We start from the raw sequence: 24,767 nt of genomic DNA on the forward strand, positions 1-24,767 counted from the left end.
GGATGTAGCTTTTTATTATATTGTTATCTTTGTTTTATGTAGTACAAAATAATTTATCATCGTTGATTACAAGTAATAAATTAAAAATACTGAACGATCCAATTTATGGATTTATTTCTATTCCCAATTCATTCGTTTATGATTTGATAGAACATCCTTATTTTCAAAGATTAAGAAGGATTTCTCAGATGGGAGTGTCTTATTTGGTTTATCCAGGGGCACATCATACTCGCTTTCACCACGCTTTAGGTTGTATGCATTTGATGCAAAAAGCGGTACAAGTACTTCGTTTTAAAAATATCGATATTTCTGATGATGAGGAAACAGCCTTATATGTTGCTATATTATTACATGATATAGGACATGGACCCTTCTCTCATGCAATGGAAGAAAGTATTGTGGAAGGAGTGCATCACGAGGCAATTTCCCTTTATTTTATGCATCAATTAAATAAAGAATTCGACGGAAAACTCGATTTAGCTATTCAAATTTTCAAAGGAGAATACCATCGCCAATTTATGTTGCAATTGATTTCAAGTCAGTTGGATATGGATCGTATGGATTATTTGAAAAGAGATAGTTTTTACAGTGGAGTCGCTGAAGGAGATATCAATTCAGAGCGATTGATTCAGATGCTCAATGTGGTAGATGACCAACTGGTTGTAGAGGAAAAAGGGATTTACTCTGTAGAGATGTTCTTGGTTGGGCGTCGTTTGATGTATTGGCAGGCTTATTTACACAAAACTAGTGTTTGTGCAGAATTGATATTGGTTCGTGTTTTGAAGAGAGCTAAGGAGTTGGTGCATAAAGGAACAAAACTTTGGGGCAGCCAAGCCTTGTTGTTTTTCTTGGAACACAAAGGAGCGTTTGAAGACTTTGAACAAACGGCCTTGGATCAATTTGCCTTGTTGGATGATTCAGATATCGTTAGTGCATTAAAATCGTGGCAGTTTCACGATGATTTTGTCTTGTCTCAATTGAGTAAGATGATTGTCAATCGAAAATTGTTGCGCATAGAAATTATAGAAGACAAGAAATTAGTTAAAGAAAATTTGAAAAAACGCTTAGAAGACGTTCAGGCTAAAAATAAAATTTCAGCGGAATGGGCGAGCTACTTTGTTTTTAAAGGAAAGGTTAGTAATCAGGCTTATAGCAAGGATAAGGAACCTATTATGATTGTGAGAAAAGATGGGCAAGTTGCAGATGTTTTGTCTGTTTCGGATCAATTAAATCTCAAAGCATTAACCAAAGAGGTGACAAAGCGCTTCGTTTGTTATCCAAAAAGCGTTTTTGAAAGTTAATTTTCAATTATATTTTATATTTTTGCGGTGATGAAAATAACAGCAGAACAAATAGCGTCAGTATTAGGAGGAGAAATAGTTGGGAATCCTCAAGAAGAGGTATCTACATTAGCTAAGATTGAAGAAGGGACAAAGGGCTCTATTTCGTTTTTAGCCAATCCAAAGTATGTCCATTATATTTATACCACCCAAGCATCAGTTGTCATTGTAAATAAAACATTTGAACCTGAACATGAGGTGGAGGCAACATTAATTAAAGTTGATGATGCTTACAAAGCTTTCTCAAAACTATTGGAATATTATAACCAAGTGAAGTTGATGAAGTCTGGAATTGAACAACCAAGTGTAATCTCAGAAGGGGCTACCTATGGAACGGATTTATATTTAGGAAGCTTTTGCTATGTAGGAAAAAATACCAAGATTGGGGATAACGTAAAAGTATATCCTAATACCTTTATTGGAGATAATGTAGTAATTGGAGACAATACGGTTTTATTTGCAGGAGTGCGTGTGTATTCCGAATCAATTATCGGATCAGGTTGTACGCTTCATGCGGGAACGATCATTGGATCTGATGGATTTGGTTTTGCGCCTAATGGCGATGGAACATATAGTAAGGTGCCGCAAATAGGAAATGTTATTATTGAAGATAATGTTGAAATTGGTGCTGCAACGACAATTGATCGCGCTACATTAGGGTCAACGATTATCAGAAAAGGCGTTAAGTTAGATAATCAAATTCAAATTGCTCATAATGTTGAAATCGGTGAAAATACGGTTATTGCTTCCCAAACAGGAGTAGCAGGATCAACAAAAATTGGCAAAAACTGTATGATTGGTGGACAAGTAGGAATTGTAGGACACTTGACAATTGGTGACAATGTTAAGATCCAAGCACAATCAGGTGTAACAAAGAATTTAGAGTCGAATATCGCAGTTCAAGGGTCGCCGGCTATCGGACATACCGATTTCTTGAAATCATACAGTCATTTTAGAAATCTACCAAAAATAGTAGATGATCTAGAAGCACTAAAAAACGAAAAATAATAACCTATCGAAATACAAAAAGATTTTATTATGGTTAAGCAAAAAACCATCCAAAGTGAAGTTACCTTAGAAGGAGTTGGATTGCACACAGGGCAAAATGTTGTTATGACATTAAAACCTGCTCCAATTAACAATGGGTTTACTTTTGTCAGAGTGGATTTAGAAGGGCATCCCATTATTGAAGCAGATGCAAATTATGTTGTTAATACACAACGAGGTACAAACTTAGAGAAAAAAGGAGTTCGCGTTCAAACGACAGAACACGTATTAGCTGCTTTTGTAGGATGCGATCTTGATAATGTGATCGTTGAACTAGATGCATCTGAACCACCTATTATGGATGGGTCATCTAAGTATTTTGTTGAAGCTGTTGAAAAAGCAGGTGTTGTTGAGCAAGATGCAGAAAGAGAAGAGTACATCGTAAAAGAAGTAATTTCTTATGTAGATGAGGCAACAGGTAGTGAAATCATTGTAATGCCAGCAGATAGTTACCAAGTAACAACCATGGTAGATTTCGGTACAAAAGTTTTAGGTACACAGAATGCTACTTTAAAAGATATGAATGATTTTAAAGTGGAAATTTCTGAAGCGCGTACATTTAGCTTTTTACACGAATTAGAAGCTTTGTTAGCGAATGGATTGATTAAAGGAGGTGATTTGAATAATGCAATTGTTTATGTAGATAAAGAAATTTCTACGGAAACAATGGGACATTTGAAAAAAGCATTCGGAAAAGAGGAAATTAGCGTAAAACCAAATGGGGTTTTAGATAATTTGACTTTACATTATCCAAACGAAGCAGCAAGACATAAATTGTTAGATGTAATTGGGGATTTAGCATTAATCGGAATGCGTATTCGCGGTAAAGTTATTGCTAATAAACCAGGACATGCTGTAAATACGAATTTCGCTAAGAAAATGTCGAAGATTATTCGCAATGATAAGCGCAACCAAGTACCTACGTATGATTTAAATCAAGAGCCTTTAATGGACGTGAATAAAATCATGTCTTTATTGCCTCACAGACCTCCTTTCTTATTAGTAGATAAGATTTTGGAGATGACTGATAAGCAGGTAGTAGGGTTGAAAAATGTTACGATGAACGAACCGTTTTTCGTAGGACATTTCCCTGGTGCTCCTGTAATGCCAGGTGTGCTTATTGTTGAAGCAATGGCTCAAACTGGAGGTATCTTAATTTTAAGTTCCGTGCCGGATCCAGAAAATTATATTACGTTGTTTATGAAAATAGATAACGTTCGATTTAGAAATCAAGTACTTCCAGGAGATACTTTAGTTTTTAAATTAGAGCTTTTAACGCCAATTCGAAGAGGCATCTGTCATATGCAAGCTACAGCTTATGCAAATGGTAAAATTACCACAGAAGCAGAGTTGATGGCACAAATAGTAAAAAAACAAAATTAAACGAACAAGTATGAATCAGCCTTTAGCATATGTACATCCAGGTGCAAAAATTGCACGTAATGTTGTAATTGAACCTTTTACTACGATTCACAATAATGTAGAGATTGGTGAGGGAACTTGGATTGGATCTAACGTAACGATTATGGAAGGTGCGCGTATCGGTAAGAATTGTAAAATTTTTCCTGGTGCGGTGATTTCTGCAGAACCACAAGATTTAAAATTCGAGGGTGAAATAACAACTGTTGAAATTGGTGACAATACAACCATTCGCGAGTGTGTAACCATCAACAGAGGAACAAAAGACAGATATAAAACAGTAATTGGAAAGAACTGTTTGATTCAAGCGTATAGCCATATTGCACACGATTGTATTATTGGAGATAACTGTATCTTCTCTAACTCAAGTACTTTGGCTGGACACGTAACAGTTGGAGACTTTGTTGTATTAGCAGGTTTAGTAGCCGTACATCAATTCTGTACAATTGGATCTCACTCTTTTGTAACAGGTGGTACTTTAGTTCGCAAAGACGTACCTCCTTATATTAAGGCGGCAAGGGAACCAATCTCTTATGCGGGTATCAACTCTGTTGGTCTGCGTAGAAGAGGGTACGAACCAGAAAAAATTAGAGAAATTCAAGAGATTTATCGAATTCTATTTCAAAAGAACTATAATACAAGTCAAGCACTAGAAATTATAGAAACAGAAATGGAAGCAACTCCAGAAAGAGATGAAATTTTGATGTTTGTTCGCAATAGTTCAAGAGGAATTATGCGTGGATATTCAGGAATGTATTAATAATAAAATAAAGACTTAAAAAATGGCAACAACTTCAGATATTAGAAATGGTTTGTGTATTCGTCATAACAATGACATCTATAAGATTACAGAATTCTTACACGTGAAACCAGGAAAAGGACCTGCATTTGTTAGAACAAAAATGAAGAGTTTGACAAATGGAAAAGTGTTGGAAAATACATTTTCTGCTGGTCATAAAATTGAAACAGTACGTGTTGAAACACATAAATTCCAATACTTATATCCAGAAGGAGATCAGTTTCACTTTATGAACGTTGAATCTTACGAACAAATTACATTATTGAAAGATATTTTAGATGCTCCTGAACTATTAAAAGAAGGAGAAATGGTAATGGTTCAAATTAATACAGAGACAGATTTGCCTCTTGCTGTTGATATGCCTGCTTCTGTGATTTTAGAAGTAACATATGCTGAGCCAGGAGTAAAAGGAAATACTGCAACGAATGCTACTAAACCAGCTACAGTTGAAACAGGAGCTTCTGTAAACGTACCTTTATTTATCAACGAAGGGGATAAAATTAAAATCGATACGGCTACAGGTTCTTACATCGAACGTATCAAAGAATAGTCTAAGTAGAGAAGATGCGTTTTTCAAAAGTTCAAGATTTACAAACGATAGCTGAAATTATCGGTTGTACATTTGTAGGATCAGCTGATTTTCCTGTATACGGAATGAATGAAATTCACGTGGTACAAGAAGGAGAAATTGTATTTGTGGATCATCCTAAATACTATGATAAAGCCTTAAATTCAAATGCGACTATTATTCTAATCAATAAGGATGTAGAGTGTCCAGAAGGAAAAGCTTTGTTAATTTCAGACGATCCATTTAGAGATTTTAATAAGTTATCTACTTATTTTAATCCATTCAAACCTGCAACACAATTACAAGCAAAAGATGCGGTAATTGGAGAAGGAACAGTAATTCAACCAGGTGCTTTTGTTGGAAACAACGTAGTAATTGGAAAGAACTGTTTGATTCATCCTAATGTTGTAATCTATGATGGAACAGTAATTGGAAATAACGTGGTTATTCATGCTGGTACAATCTTAGGTGCAGATGCTTTCTATTATAAAAAGAGACCTGAAGGATTTGATCCTTTGGTATCTTGTGGAAGAGTCGTAATCGAAGATAATGTGGGTATTGGAGCGGCTTGTACGATTGATCGTGGAGTAACGGGTGATACAACCATCAAAGAAGGGGCTAAAATTGACAATCAAGTGCATATTGGACACGATACTGTTATTGGTGTACGTTGTTTAATCGCTGCTCAAACAGGAATTGCGGGATGTGTTGTGATTGAAGATGAAGTAACACTTTGGGGACAGGTAGGAACAACAAGTGGAATTACAATTGGTGCAAAAGCAGTTATTTTAGCACAATCGGGAGTTTCTAAGAGCTTAGAAGGAGGAAAAGTTTACTTTGGTTCTCCTGCTGAAGAATCTAGAGAGAAACTGAAACAGTTGGCTAATACTAAAAGAATACCGTCTATTTTAGAAGATCTAAAGCGATTAGAGAACAACTAGAGTGGACCAAAAAAATAGATAATTAATCGTTAATAGTTAGGCTTATTTAGCGAAGATTGCAACTAAAAAGTTTCAAAGCTGATTAGAATTGTTTATTTTTGTAGGAAGTAAGTTTTAAAAATAAATAAAAACAAGATCATGAGTGTTTTAGTAAATAAAGATTCAAAAATAATCGTTCAAGGATTTACTGGAAGCGAAGGTACTTTTCATGCTTCTCAGATGATTGAATATGGTACAAACGTTGTAGGTGGTGTAACTCCAGGAAAAGGTGGAACAACCCATTTAGATCGTCCAGTATTCAATACAGTATCAGATGCTGTTGAAAAAGCTGGTGCAGATACATCAATCATTTTTGTACCGCCTGCATTTGCTGCAGACGCTATTATGGAAGCTGCAGATGCTGGTATCAAAGTAATTATTTGTATTACTGAAGGTATCCCAGTAGCTGATATGATTAAAGCTTATGACTACATTAAAGATAGAGATTGTAGATTAGTAGGACCAAACTGTCCAGGAGTAATCACTCCAGGTGAAGCTAAAGTTGGTATTATGCCAGGTTTTGTATTCAAAAAAGGAACTGTTGGAATCGTTTCTAAATCAGGTACTTTAACTTACGAAGCTGCTGACCAAGTAGTAAAAGAAGGATTAGGTATTACAACGGCAATCGGAATTGGTGGAGATCCAATCATTGGAACTACGACAAAAGAAGCAGTACAATTGTTAATGGCTGATCCAGAAACTGAAGCAATCATTATGATTGGTGAAATCGGAGGACAGTTAGAAGCTGATGCTGCAAGATGGATCAAAGAAAACGGAAACAAAAAACCAGTTATCGGATTCATCGCTGGAGAAACTGCACCAGTAGGAAGAACAATGGGACACGCAGGTGCTATTGTTGGTGGAGCTGATGATACAGCTGCTGCTAAGAAGAGAATCATGAGAGAATGTGGAATCCACGTAGTTGATTCTCCTGCTGAAATCGGGAAAAAAGTAAAAGAAGTTTTAGGATAATCCTAGATTCAAAATAAAAAAAGGGCTGCCTCTAAGTACATAGAGACAGCCCTTTTTTTTTGTGCTTTATTAAAAGTTGTATTTTTTGTTTTAAAATTCTACAAGAGAATTTCATCGTACTATTTCGCTTAAAGAGCAAAAGAACCTTTTTATGGGGGACTCTTTCTAAGATTTCGTGCAATTGTAATCCCATTCAATTTTTATTTTTCTTTACCTCTATACCTAAATCTTTTAAAACCATGGTTGGGCTTTAAATTTCCAAAAACGATTGACGGTATTGGGATTAGGAAAACGAATAGCACTAAGCCACATAAAATACAAGTTATTTCTATTTTTCGACTACTATAAATAGTAGTTATATAGACATAAACTAAAACCTTCAACAATAGTTTGGGATGATAAGTTGCTTAACCTTTTGAGATAGTTCCTTTTTAGTTGAAGTAAATCAATAATCCTAAATGTGAGCAAAATTTATAGAATTAAGAAGCACTCCAAGAATTGAATCCTTTATTTCTATCAAAAAACAAAGAAAGGATTGTAATTACATACTCAAACCACATATAAATTGTTTTAACCCTAGTTTCGGATTGATTCTTGCTATTTGTATAAATATAAGAGTTAGCATTAGCGACATTGTCATTATTAGCTTGTCGCTGTTGAAAATAAGAAAGTTGTTTCTCTGTTTTTTATACCCATCCAGCATGCAAATGCTTGGGTTGAAAGAAAGTATTGTTATTCGTTTTACTTAGGTTGATTTCAGCTTTTGTCATGCAGAGTTAACAAACAGGTTCGTCAACTTGGGTATTTAACAAGAAAGAGATACTTGCCTGTAGTGGAGCTGGATTATTTTACACCTGCTTCTTATTTTATTAATCATTCTATACATCACACACCATGGAGGATCTGTTTTCAACCTATAGAAGATCAACAGCAGAAGATGCTTTGTTTTCTACTAGGCCTTTATCCAGTAATAGTAATGCAGCAGCCATTGCCCAGCACTATATACCTGGGGTAAATCAATTAGTAGAGGTCAAGTTTATAGCCGAGGGGAAAGAATTGATTCACTACAAAAGTTTTGAGCTTATACAAAGTACTCAGACTCATCATTCGTTTACGGTATCCTTTAGTCACGATTGCTTAGGAAACAAAGAGACATATCATATGGATGAGGCTCAAAAACTATTGGGCAAACGCCTTTTGGTTTCTATTCGCTATAAGAATTTGGTAGATAAACCCGAGCGTTTTTTTTCAGGGGTAATTACCCAAGTCAATTTTGAACAAGGACATGGCAGTGAAGGTTACTTGGTTCTCAAAGGAAGTAGTCCTACCATTCTTCTGGATCAAGCACCTCATTTACAGAGTTTCGGAGGAAGAACTCCCGATCCATTAAATTATATTGTGAATAAGATTCTCGACCAGGGCTATCATCAGAATCGCTTGTTTCAGTCTAAAATCAACTTATCTAGAAGAATTAATATTGCTTATAGTTGTCAGTATAATGAAACAGCTTATAATTATTTGTCGCGTTTAGCGGCTATGCACGGAGAACAGTTTTTTTATGATGGTGAAGTTCTTCATTTTGGGGAGTTGCCTCAAGGAGAAAAACCTATCTCTCTGGTTTATGGACGCGATGTGAGTCAGGTAGAAATAGGCATACAGGCCCGCCATATCCATCGCGATTTTTATGGATATAACAGTTTTACCCATGAACATTTACGAGCAGCAACTACAACGGATTTAGGAGTAAAAGGCACTTTGGCTAAGTCGTCTTACGCGCGATCCAAAGAAATTTTTAAAGCCCCTTCTTTACAGCAAGCCCCACTGAATGCTTCCACCAATCAAGATATTTTGTACGCTCAACGCGGCCTAATTGGCCATGAGGGAATTCAGGTGTTTGTCACTACGGGAGTTACCACAATTCCCTTTCTATATCCTGGCTGTGTGGTTGAACTAAACATGTTGCAACCCAACAAAAAAGTAAGTAGTCACTTTACAACTTTGATTATTACAGACATAGAACATACTGTAGATGCCTTAGGTCAGTATAGCGGAAAGTTTAAAGCCGTAGATGCACAAACGGGGTATATTCCTCAGCCTATTTTTACGGCGCCAATCACAGAAACTCAAATAGGTACGGTGGTTAACAATGAAGATCCCGAAGGGAAAGGGTGCGTGCAAGTGCAGTTTAGCTGGCAAGACACGAGTCAACAAACCGAGTTCCTCCGAGTGATGAGTGGAGATGCAGGTAGTAGTGACCAAGTAAAAACAAACCGTGGTATGGTTTTTATACCTGAAAAAGGCGATCAAGTGATGGTGGGTTTTGTCGGAAATCACCCGGATCGTCCCTTTGTGATGGGGAGCTTATTTCACGGAGGCAATGCCTCAGGAGGAGGGATCAATAACCAGATCAAGAGTATTCAAACGCGCAGTGGTCATACCCTAAAGTTTACGGAAGAGGAATCCATCGAGATTTTTGATGCCAGTGGAAACTATATTGTACTAGATACAACTGGAAAAAGTATTACTCTATCTGCCCCAGAAAATATTCTGCTTACAGCAAAAAATATACAATTTCAAGCCAGTGAGAATATTGCAATGCACGCTGGTGAGAATGTCACGATACAAGCAGAAGGAAATATCGATCAAACGGCAGGAGAAACGTTTACTCTAACAGCCAAAAACAATTACGCTCAGATTAGCACTCAGACGCATATAAAAACCAAAGAGTACTTTGTTACCAGTCAGATAGGTCGTATAGAAGCAACAAGAGATAATCTGCAGTTGTCCTCGAGTGGTGAAGTAGAAATGCTCAGTACTAAAAAAGTAAAAATGTTTTAAGTCTTATGGATGAGAAGATATACCTGTGTTTTTCGTTTTTAAATACACTAGTAGAGTACGACGTTGTGAGTAAGATTGTCAATGGTGATAAACAACAAGAGATTCGCTATACTACGGAAATCAAAAAAGTTGACGGTTGGCTCAATACCTATTACATCATAAAACGTACCCCTCAAATTGTATTTCCAGTTATCGATAATCCTTATATAGAAGCGTTACAGTTGACGAGTACGCTTTGGAAGGAGTTACATCTCTCGATAAACAACAATGGAGAAATAAAAAAGATTGTCAATTTAAAAGAAATCCAGAACTATTGGATAACCACATTACAATTTAAACTAGTGCAGCGATATGAAGGTATGCGTATTCAGGGATTAATCGCTCAATTAGATCAACTGGTTAAAAGCGAACAGCAATTGATAAGGAAAATTGAACAGGATTCGTTTTTTTATCACTGGATCAAGCACAATCTAGGAGAGTATATCAAAAACGATGATACAGATACGTATACAAAAGTAGGGAGTTCCCATTGCAATTATCAGATTGAACAAACAAAAAAAGGAAGAACAATACAAGGAAGAGGAAAGAAAAACGCAGCTGAATTAGAACAGCTAAAAGAGAAATGGAAGCTGAATGTAGAGAAAGAGTTGAATGGTGAAGAGCACTGTCATAGTGTGTATAATAGCGATAGAGAACTTGTCAGCCTTGTTCGAAATGAGCGTTATAGTCAAGGAAATAAGATGGTGCGTAGTACAGTTTTTACGATAACAAAAAAATAAAGTAAGCTAGCAATCGCTAGACGAAAAAAAGGACTATGAAAAAGGATAATCGAACAGCTGCCGAGCCAATTGAACAAGACCCACCTAAAAAGAGGGAAGAGGTAGGTTTAGAAGAATCAACTACTACAGAAACAAGAGAAAGTCTCATCATTTCAGTAGAAGAACTAAATGATGAGACTCAAATGAATCAGGATAACCGTGATGCTGTTGTGTCAAGTGTAGAGCAAACTCAAGAAGAAAAGCAAGAAAATGATCCCTCTAATGAAGCGATACCAGCACAATATGTGGTTTGTAAAGGCGCTACATGTAACTGTGATGGGAATCTTTCGGCTAAGGGAACCTTAGAGGTTACTACCCATAAGAAGTACTACATCAATGATCAAGGAACGGACAAACCTGTTGCTACGGTTGAAGATGTAATGTTTAAAGAAGGCGTTTCACCCTTTATCACATGTAGTCATAAAAAGGGCAATGATAAAACCTGTACCTATGCCCCCCAAGGGAAGTGGAAAGTGCCTAATAATGCCAAATTTCCAGAAGTAGGAGGCAAGGATATTCTCACGGAATTAGGAACATTGAGTTGTGCCATAGGGGGAACGTTGACAATTATGACCCATGGTCAAACGGTTGACGTAGATGATGAGGACGTACAAGAAGTAGAGGATGCTTTTGTTGATATAAGTGCAATCAATGCCTTGCTGAGTTATGAAGACCTCCCATCAGAAGAACAAAAATACCCAGAAGAATATGTTAGTGATGTGTCTAAACTAGAATGTACGCCAAGTGAGGATGTTGTCCTAACCTCTTATAGCGAAGGTAATACAAGCGCTTTCTATGTGTTGAAAGGTCAGTTTGTGGATTTTAGAGCAACAGTAAGCGTCAACACAGCGGATAAACACAAAAGAAGAGGAAATAATATCAGTTGGGGAATTACAGAAATTCTTTCAGAAGATGTATTTATAGGGGCGAAAAGTTCTTCGTCAAAAACCTATAAATTACAGGAAGTTGACCAAAATAAAGTCGTGTATACAGCCTTTAAACGAGTCACGAATCCATTTAGTTTCGCCTTTGCCAAAAGTGGACGCTATATTGTAGATGCAAGTTCCCGTGAGAAAGAAGCAGGTAAGGAATGGGCTTACTATAAAGATCAGTATTGTTATATCGAAGTAGTAGATCAAGCGAGTATCACTGCCCTTAGTGTAAAGGGAATCAATCAGGAGATTTTCATTGGAAATGAGGTGACAATTACCGTGATTAGCAACCTTCCTTTATCCTCAACAACGTTGAGTAGTCTGACTATAACAATAGCATCCGTAGCAATAACGGGGGAGGAATCGACACTATATAGTTATCGTGATTCTTCTATCGAATCAATGGTAAACAGTAAACGCTATACACAGACTGCCAATAAATTAGAGGCGAAGTTTAGCTGTTTAAATTCGGGTTTGTTTACGATTAAAGTACTACAAGACGGACAGGAATTGACCGCTTTGAGTCAATCAATGGAAGTGTTAGAAAACAAAGTGATTGATATTCAACATGTAGAAGGACGTATTCGCCGCGGAACCCAAGCTAGTTATCAGGCAATTTTAAAGAATGGAAATACAGTAGATGAAACTAAAATAAAATGGAGAATCCGCAGTCCTCATGGAAGAACGTATGGAGAGGAAAAAGTGGGAGAGACAGGAGTATTTGTGTTTAAGGAGTTAGGAAAGTATACCCTACAATGCCTCTATGGAAGTCGCCTTTTTTTTGACCAAGAGAAGGTACAGAAGCAGATTGAAGTAATCGACAATAAAATAGAAGGTGTAACCGTTCAGCATGCTGTGGCAAAAGAAGAAGGCAAAAATTATACTGTCTTTGTCAATCAGCGCGCTGTAGTTCATATTAATACGCTCTTAGGGTATCTCTATGAAGCTGTAGCCACGAGTGCGTTGAATTTCCATGCCTCCAAGGAAGAAGCCCTAGCTTATATTAATGCGAATAAAAGTAAAAAAGATCCCTTGTTGCTCTACAGTATATCGTATTTGGGTAAAGGTGCTAATCAAACCGAAGGCGAAATAAAACTAAGCAGGGAGAGTACAAAAAAAATAGGGAGTACTCCTATTTACTTTACTGCAAGTACAGCTGCCTTAGACTTGACTTTGTGCAATGAAGGGATGTATTTCTTGAACGTTCAGTTGGGTCATGATACTCCCGTTGAGGTTGTTTTAAACGGTAGTAAGGGACGTATAAAACAGTGGTTTTTTCACGATGGCAAACACAAAACAGCGCGTATCGGATATAAACAGAACTTTGGCATCACTGCAACTGTAGAGGGTTGGGCTAACAAAAAAGGGAAGCTCCATATTTGGTGGGACAACCGCACAGATGGAGGAAAAATCTTAAAGCATTTTAAGGCAGAAGAAACCATCGAAAAAGAGCGACATCACTTAATTTATAGCGAAGAAGTTACTTTTGACAGCAAAGGGGTAATAAATAAAACCATAGGGGTAGAGACTGATTTTTGGAAGAATTTACTAGATGTAGCTCGTAAGAAACAGGCAAAAGATGAAATTTTCAATTTTTATTTTACCCTTTCCGAGGTAGAAGTGCCTTGTGAGAATCAAAACAAAGAAGTATACCATACTGAATTTCGAAAAGGACATGTATTTCCCGATCAAAGTATATCCTCTGGTACCTATGCTATTTTGGCGGAGCAACCACATGGTGTTGGGAAATTTGTCGATAAGGATAAGAAAGAGTTAGATGCGATTGTTCAGTATACCGATCAGACTTCTATTGCGCTTCACCTCTATAAAGGGTTTGAAAATGAAATAGATCAGACGATTTACGAAATTCACCTCTATGAGAATCAAAAAGGAGACGACAAGTTTATTGAGAGTTACAATATAGTGGCCCATGAAACGGAAATTGTCAACTATATTCAACTCCGTACCTCTAGTGCGGCGTATGGATCATTCACTCATGTGCAAGACAAAGGCAATGAAAAAAATCCTCGGTTGTTTTATTTTATTCTATATACATGGAAGAAAGAAGACCCAGAAGCGTTTAATCGCCTAAAAGGTCAACCCGCCCAAAAAAGGGATACGTATAGCGATAGCAATAAACTTAAATTCAGGGTGATGTATCCTGAAAACTTGGGAGTTAAAAGCCAAAATGATAGTAGTATTATTGAATTAGAGGAGGAGGATAAAGCCCAGTATATTGCAAAGCTGAAGAAAAAGAAAGCGGAAAAGAAACGCAAGCAAGAACTCAATCAGGAGAATATGGCAAGTGCTATAGAACGGATGAATGATAGAGGTGATGAGTTCAGAAAAAAATATGCTCCTTTTATTCAAATTTACGAACAATTGGATCGTGAAATCAAGGCAATCGATCAGGAGATACAAACACTATCAGCCTACAACGCTCGAATAGCGCGCAACAACGCCAAGATGAGCGAAGGAAGAAAAGGCGTGAAGAACTATTTTCAACAGCTAAAACTCGCGGTTAATCCGATATACAATGCGATACAGAATCGAAATAAAAAGCGGGTACCAGTGAAGGTGGAAAGTGGGGCTGCACAAGTGTTATCTACGAATAAAGTAGGATGTCCAAACTGTAGATCAGCGGTTACACCTGAGCAGTTAAAGCCTATTTTTCCCGATGCCATACCTGATACTTTACAACAAGTGGCAGAAGCCTATACAAAGTATATGGAGTATTTTTCCTTAGACACTTGTAGAAAGAAAGCGTACTTCTTTGCAGCAGCTTCTGTAGAAGCAGGAACTTCTATATTAGGGCGCTATCATTCAACTGAAGAGGATTTGTACTATTCGAGATTGAGTCTTTTAAGAAATTTCCCATCAACTTTTTTTAGTGGTAGTATGGTGTATAGTGCGGAAGCTAAGAAGAAGGTTTGGCAATCCGATGTTTACATTGCTCAGTCAGGAGATAGCAATTATCAAAAGCACGATTGGTATGCAACTGTAAATAGGAACGGCACAGTATTATATATACAAACAGAAGACGATAAAAAGGGCTATGAAAATCGCATCTTCAAAACGAAATCCCTTTGGGACAAAGTAGTTTATTTTGACTCCTTTGAAGGGGTGAGACAAGATAAGTCCAAGGCAATCGCTGGTTTTATATATAAAGATAAAAATGGCAATACCAGTGAAGGAGACGGAGTAAACTATCGAGGTAGTGGATTGATACAAATTACGGGTAGAGGAGTGTTTAAATCCGTACAAGATGTGATAAGAAATATATTGTATAAATCTGTCATCCAAGATATCATGACAAAAGCAGGAGCGGAATTAGTGCGCAATCATTTAGAAGTAGGTACATTAAGTGGTATGGGATATTTTTCATTTAAAAAACTGAATGCTATAATTAATGAGTTACCGAGAAATGGAGAAAGTGATACAGCAGCAGAAGCTTTGGAGGTATGGACAGCGATAGGAAATAATACATCAGATGGTTCGTATACCAAGAAGACAATTGCCTACAAGAACAAAGCATCAGCAGCATTCTTTGTCCCTGATTGTACCGCACATAAATCCATCTCTCCAAGTAGTGTTTCAGATTTAGAGATAATTACGTATGAGATTAATTACAATTCTATCGGTTTGATTAATAAAAAGATTAATGGTGTAAATAAAAAATTATCATTACACATCAAAAAAATAATTCCTAAAGAGGGGAATAACAAAAGCCTGAACTATTGTAAATATGTATACATCGACAAAAATAATCAACGACACGAGTTATGTGTGTTAAAGTTTAAGACTATACATGAAGTGAATAAAGATCTAAGCGTTAATACGAGTAAAACCGTTGATATGATAGATTATGTGCTTGCCTTTAAGGGGTATGAGTCTGCAGAGGGTAGTTTATCTGTAGGATTTAATCGAGACGACTCAAAAGAAGGACGCAGATATGCTGTAGATGTCGATTGTTTCGCTGCCATATTAGGCGCGATGTGCGATGAAAATATCGATTGTATTTCATTTAACGGCGCGAGTAATTTTAGAGGATATCCCAACCCTAGCAAATCGCATATCAATGGACAAGTATTTGATGTGGGATATATACCGAAGAATGGAAAAGTACATCAAGCCGGGTTGACTTTAGAAGATAGCAATTTTGATTTTGAAAGACAGAAATTGTTTAATAATGCCTTATATAAATATGGTTTTGCAAGGGATATGAATATGTTATCCGAGTATTTTACTCCTAAAGGCAAAACGAAGGAAGATATCTTACCATATTGTAATGACTTGAAAAAACCTAGTCACAATAATCATTTACACATACAAGGTTATAATAGATCAGAAAGTATCATAGACGAACAAAGACAATAAGAAATGAAAAAAAGAATAGGGTATTGGTTGCTACTGTTACTAACAATCAGTAGTTGCCAAGGAAAAGTAAAACAAGAAGAGCGCGTGATTAATATTACGTCAGAGACACAACAACAAGAGCAACAACAGCCTCGTCCATTATTAGATCCTATGACAGTAGATAGTGTTAAGGATGTGTTAAAAATAGCGTACAACAAAATGAGAGAAACAGAGAATATCAATTGGATATACGGAGAAGGAGGACTATATAAGTATAGGGATATTGTTTATTTAGATACAATCTCTTTTAAAGGGAAAGAGGAGTTTTATCAGAAAATAAAAATAGATATACAAGAAACATTGGATTATCGGGTGAATGAGGAAAATGAACGAGCCAAAGTAGATAACGTAGAACCTCGTTACTCATTTAACTATGGAGGATATGATTATTTCGATGCTTTCCAGTATATCTTTCCAATTCTAGAACAGTGGTTACAAAGTAAACATTATAAAATACCTACAACAGAAGTTTACAAGCAACGTATGAATGAAGTATTTGGATTTGCTGGACAGATTAAAAATAATTTCCCTTTAGTGGAAGATAAGGGGCAATTGTATTGTTTTTCTATCAATGCAGGGAGAGCTAATATTGAAGAAGAAGAAAGATATCTGATTGAATTAGGCAATTATAATTTATTATTTCCTAAATATTTTTATAATTATAAGGGCTATAATTTTATTTATGCATCATTAAATAATTGGAGAGGAATACCTAGCACCATGTTTGATGAGAAAGAGATGAAGGATACCAAAAACTGGAAAGCAGCAATTAGAGAAAGTATCTACCATGAGAATAACTATTTGTTTAACAAAAGTGCTATCAGTCTGAATTGGCTTTATCTACATGATCAGGAGTTTTTAACGATGTTATATGAAACCTTTGGATATTATGGCGATGATCGCTTGACCCAGTTTTATATCGATGATGTAAAGGATACTTTTGAAAGATTTTTAAAATATGGAATATCTCCTTTTAGCCAAGATCTACAACCAAGTTTGTTCAATAATCATCAACGAATGTTTGGAACCTATCGCCCTTATGATAATAAGTTTTTGATTAATAGAAAATTATTAGAAAAGTTTGTTTTACTTACTAATGGGAAAGAAGATTATATGTATCCTTTCATCCTACAATATACAGTATCTAGTATTATGGGGGGGCTAGATTCAAATGATCAAGAAATATATAGAGAACTCGATATTTTTTTAGTATCTCATTTGTGCTATTACAGTCAGAAAATCTATGATAAGAATCCAGATATAGCGGCTTTGTCTCCAGGCCTAAGTCATTATAGTGCATTATATTCTCAATTATATCTACCAGAAAGCAGAACCGAATTACTCACTTATTTGAAGAAACATAAGTATTTTGGTTATAGTGATTATCCAGAGATGATCGAAGAGATGCGTATGGAGCATGGAATGTGGTAGATTGCTCAGTATTTAATAGCAAAAAAGCGGTCATTTGACCGCTTTTTTTTATCTCAATTGAGCTCCAATATTATTTTCTAATTGGTATTGAATCTTGCCCATAATCTTTTCTATTTGGCTTTCAGTCAATGTTTTTGTACTGTCTTCCATTAAGATTGAAATGGCATAAGATTTTTTACCCTCTTCAATCTTATCCCCTTGATAAACGTCAAATAGGGTTACATCTTTGATGATAGCTTTGTCTACTTGTTTTACGATGTTGAAGATTTCGTCAAAAGTTACTTTTTCATCTAATAGTAAAGCATAATCTCTCTTTACAGTAGGGAATTTATTCAATTCTGTGAATTTGATTTTACCGCTTACTAATTTTAAAATAGCATCCCATTTGAAATCAGCATAACTTACTTCTTGTTTGATGTCAAAATGCTTTGTTACAGCCTTTTTAAGTACTCCAAAATCAACAATAGCTTCTTTGCCTACGAAATAGGTGATTCCTTCTGAAAATACGTCATTTTCCGTTGGTTGCGTAGTGAATTTGGTTAAGCCCAAACGATTTAAGATGCTTAAGATATATCCTTTGAATTCAAAGAAATCACTTGGCTTTTGTGTAGCGTTCCATGAAGCAGGAGTACTGTTTCCTGTTACGAATAACGCAAAGTGTTTGTTTTCTTCAAAGTTGTTTAGCATTTTGTGGTAGGTTTTTCCGAATTCGAATAAACGCAAATCACTATTTTTTCTATTGATATTGTAAGAAATAGATTCTAAACCACCAAATAATAGAGATTGTCTCATTGCAGATAAATCTGCACTTAGTGGGTTAACGATATCTACTTGATAACTTTTGTTGATACTTTCCGTTAAATTGCTGTATTCCGGTGTCGTCAATGAATTGTTCATGATTTCGTGAAACCCTTGAGCAACCAATTGATTGGCGATAATATTTTGAACGCGGTGATCTTCTGTTCTTGAACTGTTAGAAATCGTAGCATTTAATTTAGAAGAGAAGCTAATGTTGTTGTATCCATATACACGTAGAATCTCTTCAATGACATCAATTTCTCTCGTTACATCTGCACGATAAGCCGGAACTGTAATTCCCAATCCAACATCAGACATACTGTGTACTTTGATATCCAAAGAAACTAAAATTGTTTTGATGGTTTCTTTAGAAATGTCTTCACCTAAAATACGATTGATGTTATTGAAATTCAAGAATACAGAATGATCTTCTACTTTCTTAGGGTATAAGTCAACGATATCTGAGGTAATTTCACCACCAGCTACACTTTGAATCAGCAAAGCTGCGTGTTTTAAGGCATATTCTGTAATAGAGGGATCAATTCCTCTTTCAAAGCGGAAAGATGAATCTGTATTTAAGCTGTGTCTTTTTGCTGTTTTTCTAACGCTAACAGGGTTGAAATAAGCACTTTCTAAGAAAATAGTTGTTGTATTTTCTGAAACTGCGGATTTCAATCCACCAAATACACCAGCGATACACATTGGTCCATTTTCGTCACAGATCATCAAGTCGTCTTGATGTAAGGTGCGTTCAACACCATCCAACGTAACGAATTTCGTTCCTTCAGCAACTGTTTTTATAATTACTTTACTTCCTTTAATTTTAGCAGCGTCGAAAGCGTGTAGTGGTTGTCCTAAATCGTGTAAAACGTAGTTTGTTACGTCCACAATATTGTTTTTAGGTGTAATACCAATGGCTTTTAAGCGATTTTGCAACCATTCAGGAGAAGATTTTACTTCAATTCCCGAAATGGTGAGTCCACAATAACGAGGGGCTTTTTTATAATCTTCAACAACTACATCCATTTTAAGCGTTCTGCGCTCTACTTTGAATTTGCTCACAGCAGGTGTAATTAACTCTTTGTGAGGTGTTTCTATATTAGGGTTTTGCAATAGACCTGCACGTAAATCTCTAGCAACGCCCCAGTGGCTCATTGCATCTGAACGATTGGGTGTAAGTCCGATTTCAAAAACTTGATCGGTTGTAATGTTGAAAATCGTCGCTGCAGGTGTTCCTGGAGCAATCGTTTCATCTAAAACAAGGATTCCACTTCCGTCTGTTCCAATGCCTAATTCAACAGCAGAGCAAATCATACCGAAGCTATCTTCTCCTCGAATTTTTCCTTTTTTAATTTGGAATGCATTTCCTTCTGCATCGTACAACTCAGTGCCAATTGTTGCAACTGGTACTTTTTGTCCAGCAGCTACGTTTGGAGCACCACAAACGATTTGTACCGGTTCTCCCGTTCCTAAATCAACTTTTGTAACATTTAGTTTATCTGCATTGGGGTGCTTAGTGCAAGATAATACATGTCCTACAACAACTCCTCTTAAACCACCTTTTAAGCTTTCGTATTGAGTAATCCCCTCAACTTCAAGACCTAAATCCGTAAGAATTTCTGATGTTTCTTCTGGCGTGATATCTAGCTTAATGAATTGTTTTAACCAATTGTATGAAATATGCATTCGAAAATAATTTTATTGTAGGCAAATATACGGATTGCCTTAGTTTAAGTGAAATAATTTTGGTGTTAATATTTAAAATATAAAGTTCATTGATTTACAAGAACTTTTTGCGTATTGATTCACTGGGAACCATACATTGATCTTTTTTTCCATACCATTTGTAGCGATTTTTTGCAATATAATCATAAAGCGAATCCGCCAATTTGGTCGGTAAAATAAGAAAGATAGTCAATAGGGAATACCAACCACCGAGGTATTTGGCAATCATAAGAGCGGCTTGGGATTTGACGTAATAAGCCTCTCCGGGTATATACAGTACAATACTATCTGTCTGTGCGCGATCTACACCTATTTGCTGTAGAATTTGTTGTCCTAATTCCGAGTCCAAAGAGGTAAATCGGAATTGATCTCGATAATCCGCTGCAATCACTTTGTTGACCACATTGTCACATAAGTTGCAAACGCCATCGAAAAGAACAATTTTTTTGTTTTTTGGAAGATGTTCTATCATTTTTTACGTTCTACCATTTCGAGTTGATCTATATTTACCTTTGACGTAAAGAAACCATAGTTTACCGTAGCGGTTTTCTTTTCAATACTGTCAATCGTTCCAACAGCTCTTCCTTCAAGCATTCTAACGCGATCTCCTACTTTTAGCGGGAATTTAGTCTTGTTGCTTTCTTCCTGTTGTTTCTGAATCTCTTTTTTCTCTTTCTTCTCCTTGCGAATTACTTCTACCTTTTTCTCCACTTCTTGAAGTAAGACTTTTTGTTCTTCTTCTTTCTTTTTCTTTTCTTGAAGGGTGATTTTTTTGCGTTTTGAATTTTCGATTTCAACTACTTTGAGTATTTCACTAAAAAGTGTTTTCTTGCTCTTATTGTTGAAGTATTTCTCGGATAAATCATCTAGTTTTTGCCCTAAATAAACCAAGCGTTGATTGGAATCATACAATTCTTGGTAACGCTCTAATTTATCTTGAACTTTAGCATTGATGCCTTCTAATTTTTTGCTTTCCTCTCTTGCTTTGGTTTCTTCTTCTTTTAAATTTTGAGAGGTGCGTTCTAGCTTGTGCCTTTCCTTTTGTAAATTGGCAATAGTCTTGTCAAAGCGTACTTTTTCCGTTTCAACTTTTTTCTTTGCTCGATTGATTAAACTAAAGGGAATGCCGTTTTTTTGTGCAACTTCAAATGTAAAGGAGCTACCGGCTTGTCCGATGTTTAATTTGTACAAGGGTTCTAGTGATTTTTCGTCAAAAAGCATATTAGCATTGGTTGCACTAGGCAATTGATCTGCTAGAATCTTCAAATTCGTATAGTGGGTGGTAATGATACCATACGCTTCCCTATCATAGAATTCCTCTAAGAACACTTCGGCTAATGCCCCTCCTAATTCAGGGTCTGAACCCGTTCCGAATTCATCAATTAAAAATAGGGTATTTGCATTACATTTCTTTAAAAAATAATTCATATTTTTTAGTCGATAGCTGTAAGTACTCAAATGGTTTTCAATGGATTGATTATCACCGATATCGGTTAATATTCGGTCGAATAAAAAGGTGTGACTGCGTTCGTGTACTGGAATTAATAAGCCCGATTGTAACATGAGTTGTAATAACCCTACTGTTTTTAAGGTTATACTTTTTCCTCCAGCATTGGGGCCTGAAATAACAATAATTCGACTGTCTTGTTCAAGTTGAATCGTCTGAGGGTGAGTTACTTTTCGCTTCTCTTTGTTATTTAACAACAAAATAGGGTGATAAGCCTCTCTGAAATACATGGTTTTTTCTTCGCGAATCTCAGGAAGTAATCCGTTGATTTTTAGTGCGTATTTCGCTTTTCCTGCTGTAATATCAAGCAAACTTAAATATTGGGTGTATTCCAATAAAAGTTCTTTAAACGGGCGAATACTATTGGTTAATGCTTTTAAAATGCGGACGATTTCCTCTCGTTCTTCATATTCTAAATTGTTCAATTCCCTCGAGAAATGCAAGGTTGCTTCAGGTTCAATATAGATGATACTTCCTGTTTTGGATTGCCCTAAAACACTGCCTTTTACCTTTCGACGGTGCATAGCGATTACAGCTAAAACACGGCGGTTTTCTACAATGGTTTCTCGAATATCGTCTAAGTACCCCGCGCTGTTGTATTGGGATAACGCATAGCCGAAACTTTGATTAATCTTGCCGCGAACTAAATTAATACTTTTGCGAATCGACAATAAATCAACGGATGCATTGTCTTTAATCTCTCCATATTTATCTAGAACATTTTCAATTTCTTTTAAAATGCTTTTTTCTAAAGTGAGCGTTGCCGTATCTGCAGAGAGATGGGGGTAATAATCGTCGAATTTCTTGAAATAAGCAATTAAGTTACTCGTAGTCTCTGTTAAGTTGTATATTTTTTTAAAACTGCTGATTTCTAGGAAACTGTCTTCTATGCCTAAGAATTTTAATTCATAGTCAATACCTTCAAAATAATGATTTGGAATAACGTTGTTATTCGTAAAAGAAGCCAAATATTCTGAGGTTTGTTGTAAGGCATGTAGGGTTTGTTCTTTTGTTTTAAAAGGAACAATCTCCATAGCCAATTCTTTTCCGCTTTCTGTTACACAGAGATTGGAAACAATGGATAAAACGGTATTAAATTCTAAATCTTGTAAAGTCTTTGTATTAATCGATGTCATGTGTTACAATGAGATTATCAAGCAAAAATACTATTTATTTATGGAAAAAAAGAGAGAAGATGGATAAAGATAAGCGCTCATTCACAGGAAATGAGTAGAGTGAAAAAGAAATAGTTTTATCTTTGATAATTGTATGTCAAAAGATAAAAAATATGATTGAAGGGATATACTGGTTAAATGGAATTGTCTTTCTTTTACTAGGAGGTATTCATCTATTTTGGGTATTAGGGGGGCAATGGGGCACTAATTATGCAATTCCAAATACAGCAGAAGGTATTGCTGTTTTTCAACCTAAGAAAATAGGTACTTTAGTTGTGGCAATTTGTTTAGTTTTAGGGGCTTTACTGAATTTTAAATTCATCCATTTAGGGCAATGGAGTTTTTTAGTTATCGGAATCTTGTTTGGCTTGCGTGTTATCGGTGATTTTAAGTATGTAGGTCTTGGAAAAAAGGTGAGAAATACACTTTTTGCTCAGAAAGATGCAACTGTTTTTATTCCAATTTGTATTTATTTGAGTTTAAGTCATTTTTTCTTGTTTTTTTGGTAATAGTTTTGTTTTTTTAGTAGGTATGATGAATATCAGTTCTTTTCTGTGTTAAAAATCAGTAATTTGTATTCAAAATAAAAAAGCAAAAAATAACTTGTTAGAAATACTGAAGCTATGAAATATGTATCTGCTCAAGAAGCTGCAAAAGTTGTGAAATCCGGAGACCGAATTTACGTACATGCTGCAGCTGCCACACCAAATATTTTAACCAAAGCCATTAGTGATAGAGCTAGTGAATTGCGCAATGTTGAATTTTGTCATATTCACACGGAGGGAGACGCGCCTTATGCGGATCCTGCACTGTCAGAAAGTTTTCACGTCAACTCTTTCTTTATTGGCAAGAATGTTCGACATACCTTAGCGGCAGGTAACGGATCTTATACGCCTGTTTTCTTGAGTGAAGTTCCCTTGTTATTTAGAAAGGGTGTGTTGAAAGTGGATGTGGTTTTGATTCAAGTTTCCCCTCCTGATGAACATGGTTTTTGTTCACTGGGCGTATCAGTAGAGGCTTGTGTGGCTGCAATGGAAAGAGCAAGAGTCGTGATTGCGCAAATTAATCCGCAAATGCCCCGCACGTTTGGAGATAGTGTTTTACATAGTTCGAAAATCGATTTAGCTGTGGATCATAATTGTCCAATCTATGCAGCGAAAGAAATAATTATTACGGAAAAAGAGGCGACAATCGGGAAGTTTGTGGCTAATTTAATAGCGGACGAAAGTACACTTCAAATGGGGATTGGATCTATTCCCAACGCGGTTTTAGCTCAGTTGAATAATCATAAAAACCTCGGTTTACACACGGAAATGTTTTCAGATGGAGTAATTGATTTAATTCAAAATGGGGTAATTGATTGTTCAAAAAAGAAAATTGCCAAAGGAAGAGCCTTGGCGACATTCTTAATTGGAACAAAAAAACTGTATGACTTTGTGGATAATAATCCGTTTATTGTATTGAAAGAATCGAGTTATGTTAATGATACAGCGATTATTCGCAAGAATCCAAAAGTGGTGGCGATTAATTCGGCTATTGAGGTGGATTTAACAGGGCAGATTTGTGCGGATTCTATCGGACATAAGATGTATTCCGGCGTAGGGGGACAGATGGACTTTGTACGAGGAGCTTCTTTGAGTGAAGGAGGAAAAGCAATTATTGCGCTTGCTTCAACAAGCAACCAAGGACATAACCGTATCGTGCCTTTCTTGCGTCAAGGAGCAGGGGTGGTGACTACACGTGCACATGCACAATATATCGTAACTGAATATGGAGTAGCTGATTTGTATGGTAAAACACTGAAACAAAGGGTAGCTGCTATGGCGGAAATCGCTCATCCTGATTTTAGAGAAGAAATTTTAAAAGCTTATTTCGATAATTTGAAAGGGTAAAATAGTTAACTGTTAACGGTTAACAGTTAACGAATGAACATCCCTAAATACAGTTGACCGTTTTTTAAACATTAACTTCATTATTAAAGATAGTAATAATTGGTTTGTTG

General features: G+C 36.1%; 16 protein-coding genes. 13 read left to right on the top strand and 3 right to left on the bottom strand.

Translation table 11 applies throughout. The features are described 5' to 3' along the window. The first annotated feature begins 62 nt into the window (after nucleotides 1-62). From HX004_RS08735 to HX004_RS08785, 11 genes are all read left to right on the top strand, one after another. Nucleotides 63-1,301 carry an HD domain-containing protein gene (locus tag HX004_RS08735; RefSeq protein WP_286442100.1) on the top strand — a complete coding sequence of 413 codons (1,239 nt, stop codon included), beginning with the start codon at nucleotides 63-65 and terminating at the stop codon, nucleotides 1,299-1,301. Between the two features lie 30 nt (nucleotides 1,302-1,331). After that, the gene (gene lpxD / locus HX004_RS08740; RefSeq protein ID WP_286442102.1) at nucleotides 1,332-2,348 is read left to right on the top strand and encodes a UDP-3-O-(3-hydroxymyristoyl)glucosamine N-acyltransferase; all 1,017 of its coding nucleotides are present in this window, start codon (nucleotides 1,332-1,334) and stop codon (nucleotides 2,346-2,348) included. 30 nt (nucleotides 2,349-2,378) lie between these two features. After that, a complete protein-coding gene (locus tag HX004_RS08745; protein WP_286442103.1) occupies nucleotides 2,379-3,770 on the top strand; it encodes a bifunctional UDP-3-O-[3-hydroxymyristoyl] N-acetylglucosamine deacetylase/3-hydroxyacyl-ACP dehydratase in 1,392 nt (463 codons plus the stop codon). A 10-nt stretch (nucleotides 3,771-3,780) separates the two neighbouring features. Then, nucleotides 3,781-4,566, top strand: coding sequence for an acyl-ACP--UDP-N-acetylglucosamine O-acyltransferase (lpxA, locus tag HX004_RS08750; protein ID WP_286442104.1), 786 nt, complete (start codon nucleotides 3,781-3,783; stop codon nucleotides 4,564-4,566). A gap of 22 nt (nucleotides 4,567-4,588) precedes the next feature. Continuing rightward, nucleotides 4,589-5,155 carry an elongation factor P gene (efp, locus tag HX004_RS08755; RefSeq protein ID WP_060873396.1) on the top strand — a complete coding sequence of 189 codons (567 nt, stop codon included), beginning with the start codon at nucleotides 4,589-4,591 and terminating at the stop codon, nucleotides 5,153-5,155. 14 nt (nucleotides 5,156-5,169) lie between these two features. Then, the gene (locus HX004_RS08760; RefSeq protein WP_286442105.1) at nucleotides 5,170-6,114 is read left to right on the top strand and encodes a UDP-3-O-(3-hydroxymyristoyl)glucosamine N-acyltransferase; all 945 of its coding nucleotides are present in this window, start codon (nucleotides 5,170-5,172) and stop codon (nucleotides 6,112-6,114) included. A 138-nt stretch (nucleotides 6,115-6,252) separates the two neighbouring features. After that, nucleotides 6,253-7,125, top strand: coding sequence for a succinate--CoA ligase subunit alpha (gene sucD / locus HX004_RS08765; RefSeq protein ID WP_286442106.1), 873 nt, complete (start codon nucleotides 6,253-6,255; stop codon nucleotides 7,123-7,125). A gap of 894 nt (nucleotides 7,126-8,019) precedes the next feature. Beyond that, entirely contained in the window at nucleotides 8,020-9,963 is a 1,944-nt protein-coding gene (locus HX004_RS08770; protein ID WP_286442107.1) for a type VI secretion system Vgr family protein, read from the top strand. A 5-nt stretch (nucleotides 9,964-9,968) separates the two neighbouring features. Then, nucleotides 9,969-10,742, top strand: coding sequence for an MCP four helix bundle domain-containing protein (locus HX004_RS08775; protein WP_286442109.1), 774 nt, complete (start codon nucleotides 9,969-9,971; stop codon nucleotides 10,740-10,742). A 35-nt stretch (nucleotides 10,743-10,777) separates the two neighbouring features. Continuing rightward, complete coding sequence (locus HX004_RS08780; RefSeq protein ID WP_286442110.1) at nucleotides 10,778-16,090, top strand: PAAR-like protein; 5,313 nt, start codon at nucleotides 10,778-10,780, stop codon at nucleotides 16,088-16,090. 3 nt (nucleotides 16,091-16,093) lie between these two features. Further along, nucleotides 16,094-17,560, top strand: a complete 1,467-nt coding sequence (locus tag HX004_RS08785) for a hypothetical protein (RefSeq protein ID WP_286442111.1) — start codon at nucleotides 16,094-16,096, stop codon at nucleotides 17,558-17,560. Nucleotides 17,561-17,608: 48 nt separating this feature from the next. On the opposite strand, the gene pheT is transcribed toward HX004_RS08785, so the two are convergent. From pheT to HX004_RS08800, 3 genes are all read right to left on the bottom strand, one after another. Beyond that, entirely contained in the window at nucleotides 17,609-20,044 is a 2,436-nt protein-coding gene (pheT, locus tag HX004_RS08790; RefSeq protein WP_286442113.1) for a phenylalanine--tRNA ligase subunit beta, read from the bottom strand. A gap of 94 nt (nucleotides 20,045-20,138) precedes the next feature. Beyond that, nucleotides 20,139-20,555, bottom strand: coding sequence for a thiol-disulfide oxidoreductase DCC family protein (locus HX004_RS08795; RefSeq protein ID WP_286442114.1), 417 nt, complete (start codon nucleotides 20,553-20,555; stop codon nucleotides 20,139-20,141). Then, on the bottom strand, nucleotides 20,552-22,726 hold the full coding sequence (locus HX004_RS08800) for an endonuclease MutS2 (RefSeq protein ID WP_286442115.1): 2,175 nt from the start codon (nucleotides 22,724-22,726) through the stop codon (nucleotides 20,552-20,554). The genes HX004_RS08795 and HX004_RS08800 overlap by 4 nt, the downstream gene beginning before the upstream one ends. 152 nt (nucleotides 22,727-22,878) lie before the next feature. On the opposite strand from HX004_RS08800, the gene HX004_RS08805 reads away from it, so the two are divergent. Then, nucleotides 22,879-23,274, top strand: a complete 396-nt coding sequence (locus HX004_RS08805) for a DUF3995 domain-containing protein (RefSeq protein WP_286442116.1) — start codon at nucleotides 22,879-22,881, stop codon at nucleotides 23,272-23,274. Nucleotides 23,275-23,388: 114 nt separating this feature from the next. Next, nucleotides 23,389-24,657 (top strand): acetyl-CoA hydrolase/transferase family protein, encoded by a 1,269-nt coding sequence (locus HX004_RS08810; protein WP_286442117.1) that lies wholly within the window; start codon nucleotides 23,389-23,391, stop codon nucleotides 24,655-24,657. Nucleotides 24,658-24,767 lie beyond the last annotated feature (110 nt).

The sequence above is a fragment of the Myroides sp. 1354 genome (assembly GCF_030324495.1).
Lineage (GTDB): Bacteria > Bacteroidota > Bacteroidia > Flavobacteriales > Flavobacteriaceae > Flavobacterium.

Bases quoted from the DNA above. Each gene is read 5' to 3' on its own strand.
- efp (WP_060873396.1), top strand. From the start codon at position 4,589: ATGGCAACAACTTCAGATATTAGAAATGGTTTGTGTATTCGTCATAAC.
- HX004_RS08745 (WP_286442103.1), top strand. From the start codon at position 2,379: ATGGTTAAGCAAAAAACCATCCAAAGTGAAGTTACCTTAGAAGGAGTT.
- HX004_RS08760 (WP_286442105.1), top strand. From the start codon at position 5,170: ATGCGTTTTTCAAAAGTTCAAGATTTACAAACGATAGCTGAAATTATC.
- HX004_RS08775 (WP_286442109.1), top strand. From the start codon at position 9,969: ATGGATGAGAAGATATACCTGTGTTTTTCGTTTTTAAATACACTAGTA.
- HX004_RS08785 (WP_286442111.1), top strand. From the start codon at position 16,094: ATGAAAAAAAGAATAGGGTATTGGTTGCTACTGTTACTAACAATCAGT.
- HX004_RS08780 (WP_286442110.1), top strand. From the start codon at position 10,778: ATGAAAAAGGATAATCGAACAGCTGCCGAGCCAATTGAACAAGACCCA.
- HX004_RS08805 (WP_286442116.1), top strand. From the start codon at position 22,879: ATGATTGAAGGGATATACTGGTTAAATGGAATTGTCTTTCTTTTACTA.
- sucD (WP_286442106.1), top strand. From the start codon at position 6,253: ATGAGTGTTTTAGTAAATAAAGATTCAAAAATAATCGTTCAAGGATTT.
- lpxA (WP_286442104.1), top strand. From the start codon at position 3,781: ATGAATCAGCCTTTAGCATATGTACATCCAGGTGCAAAAATTGCACGT.
- HX004_RS08810 (WP_286442117.1), top strand. From the start codon at position 23,389: ATGAAATATGTATCTGCTCAAGAAGCTGCAAAAGTTGTGAAATCCGGA.
- pheT (WP_286442113.1), bottom strand. From the start codon at position 20,044: ATGCATATTTCATACAATTGGTTAAAACAATTCATTAAGCTAGATATC.
- HX004_RS08800 (WP_286442115.1), bottom strand. From the start codon at position 22,726: ATGACATCGATTAATACAAAGACTTTACAAGATTTAGAATTTAATACC.
- lpxD (WP_286442102.1), top strand. From the start codon at position 1,332: ATGAAAATAACAGCAGAACAAATAGCGTCAGTATTAGGAGGAGAAATA.
- HX004_RS08795 (WP_286442114.1), bottom strand. From the start codon at position 20,555: ATGATAGAACATCTTCCAAAAAACAAAAAAATTGTTCTTTTCGATGGC.
- HX004_RS08770 (WP_286442107.1), top strand. From the start codon at position 8,020: ATGGAGGATCTGTTTTCAACCTATAGAAGATCAACAGCAGAAGATGCT.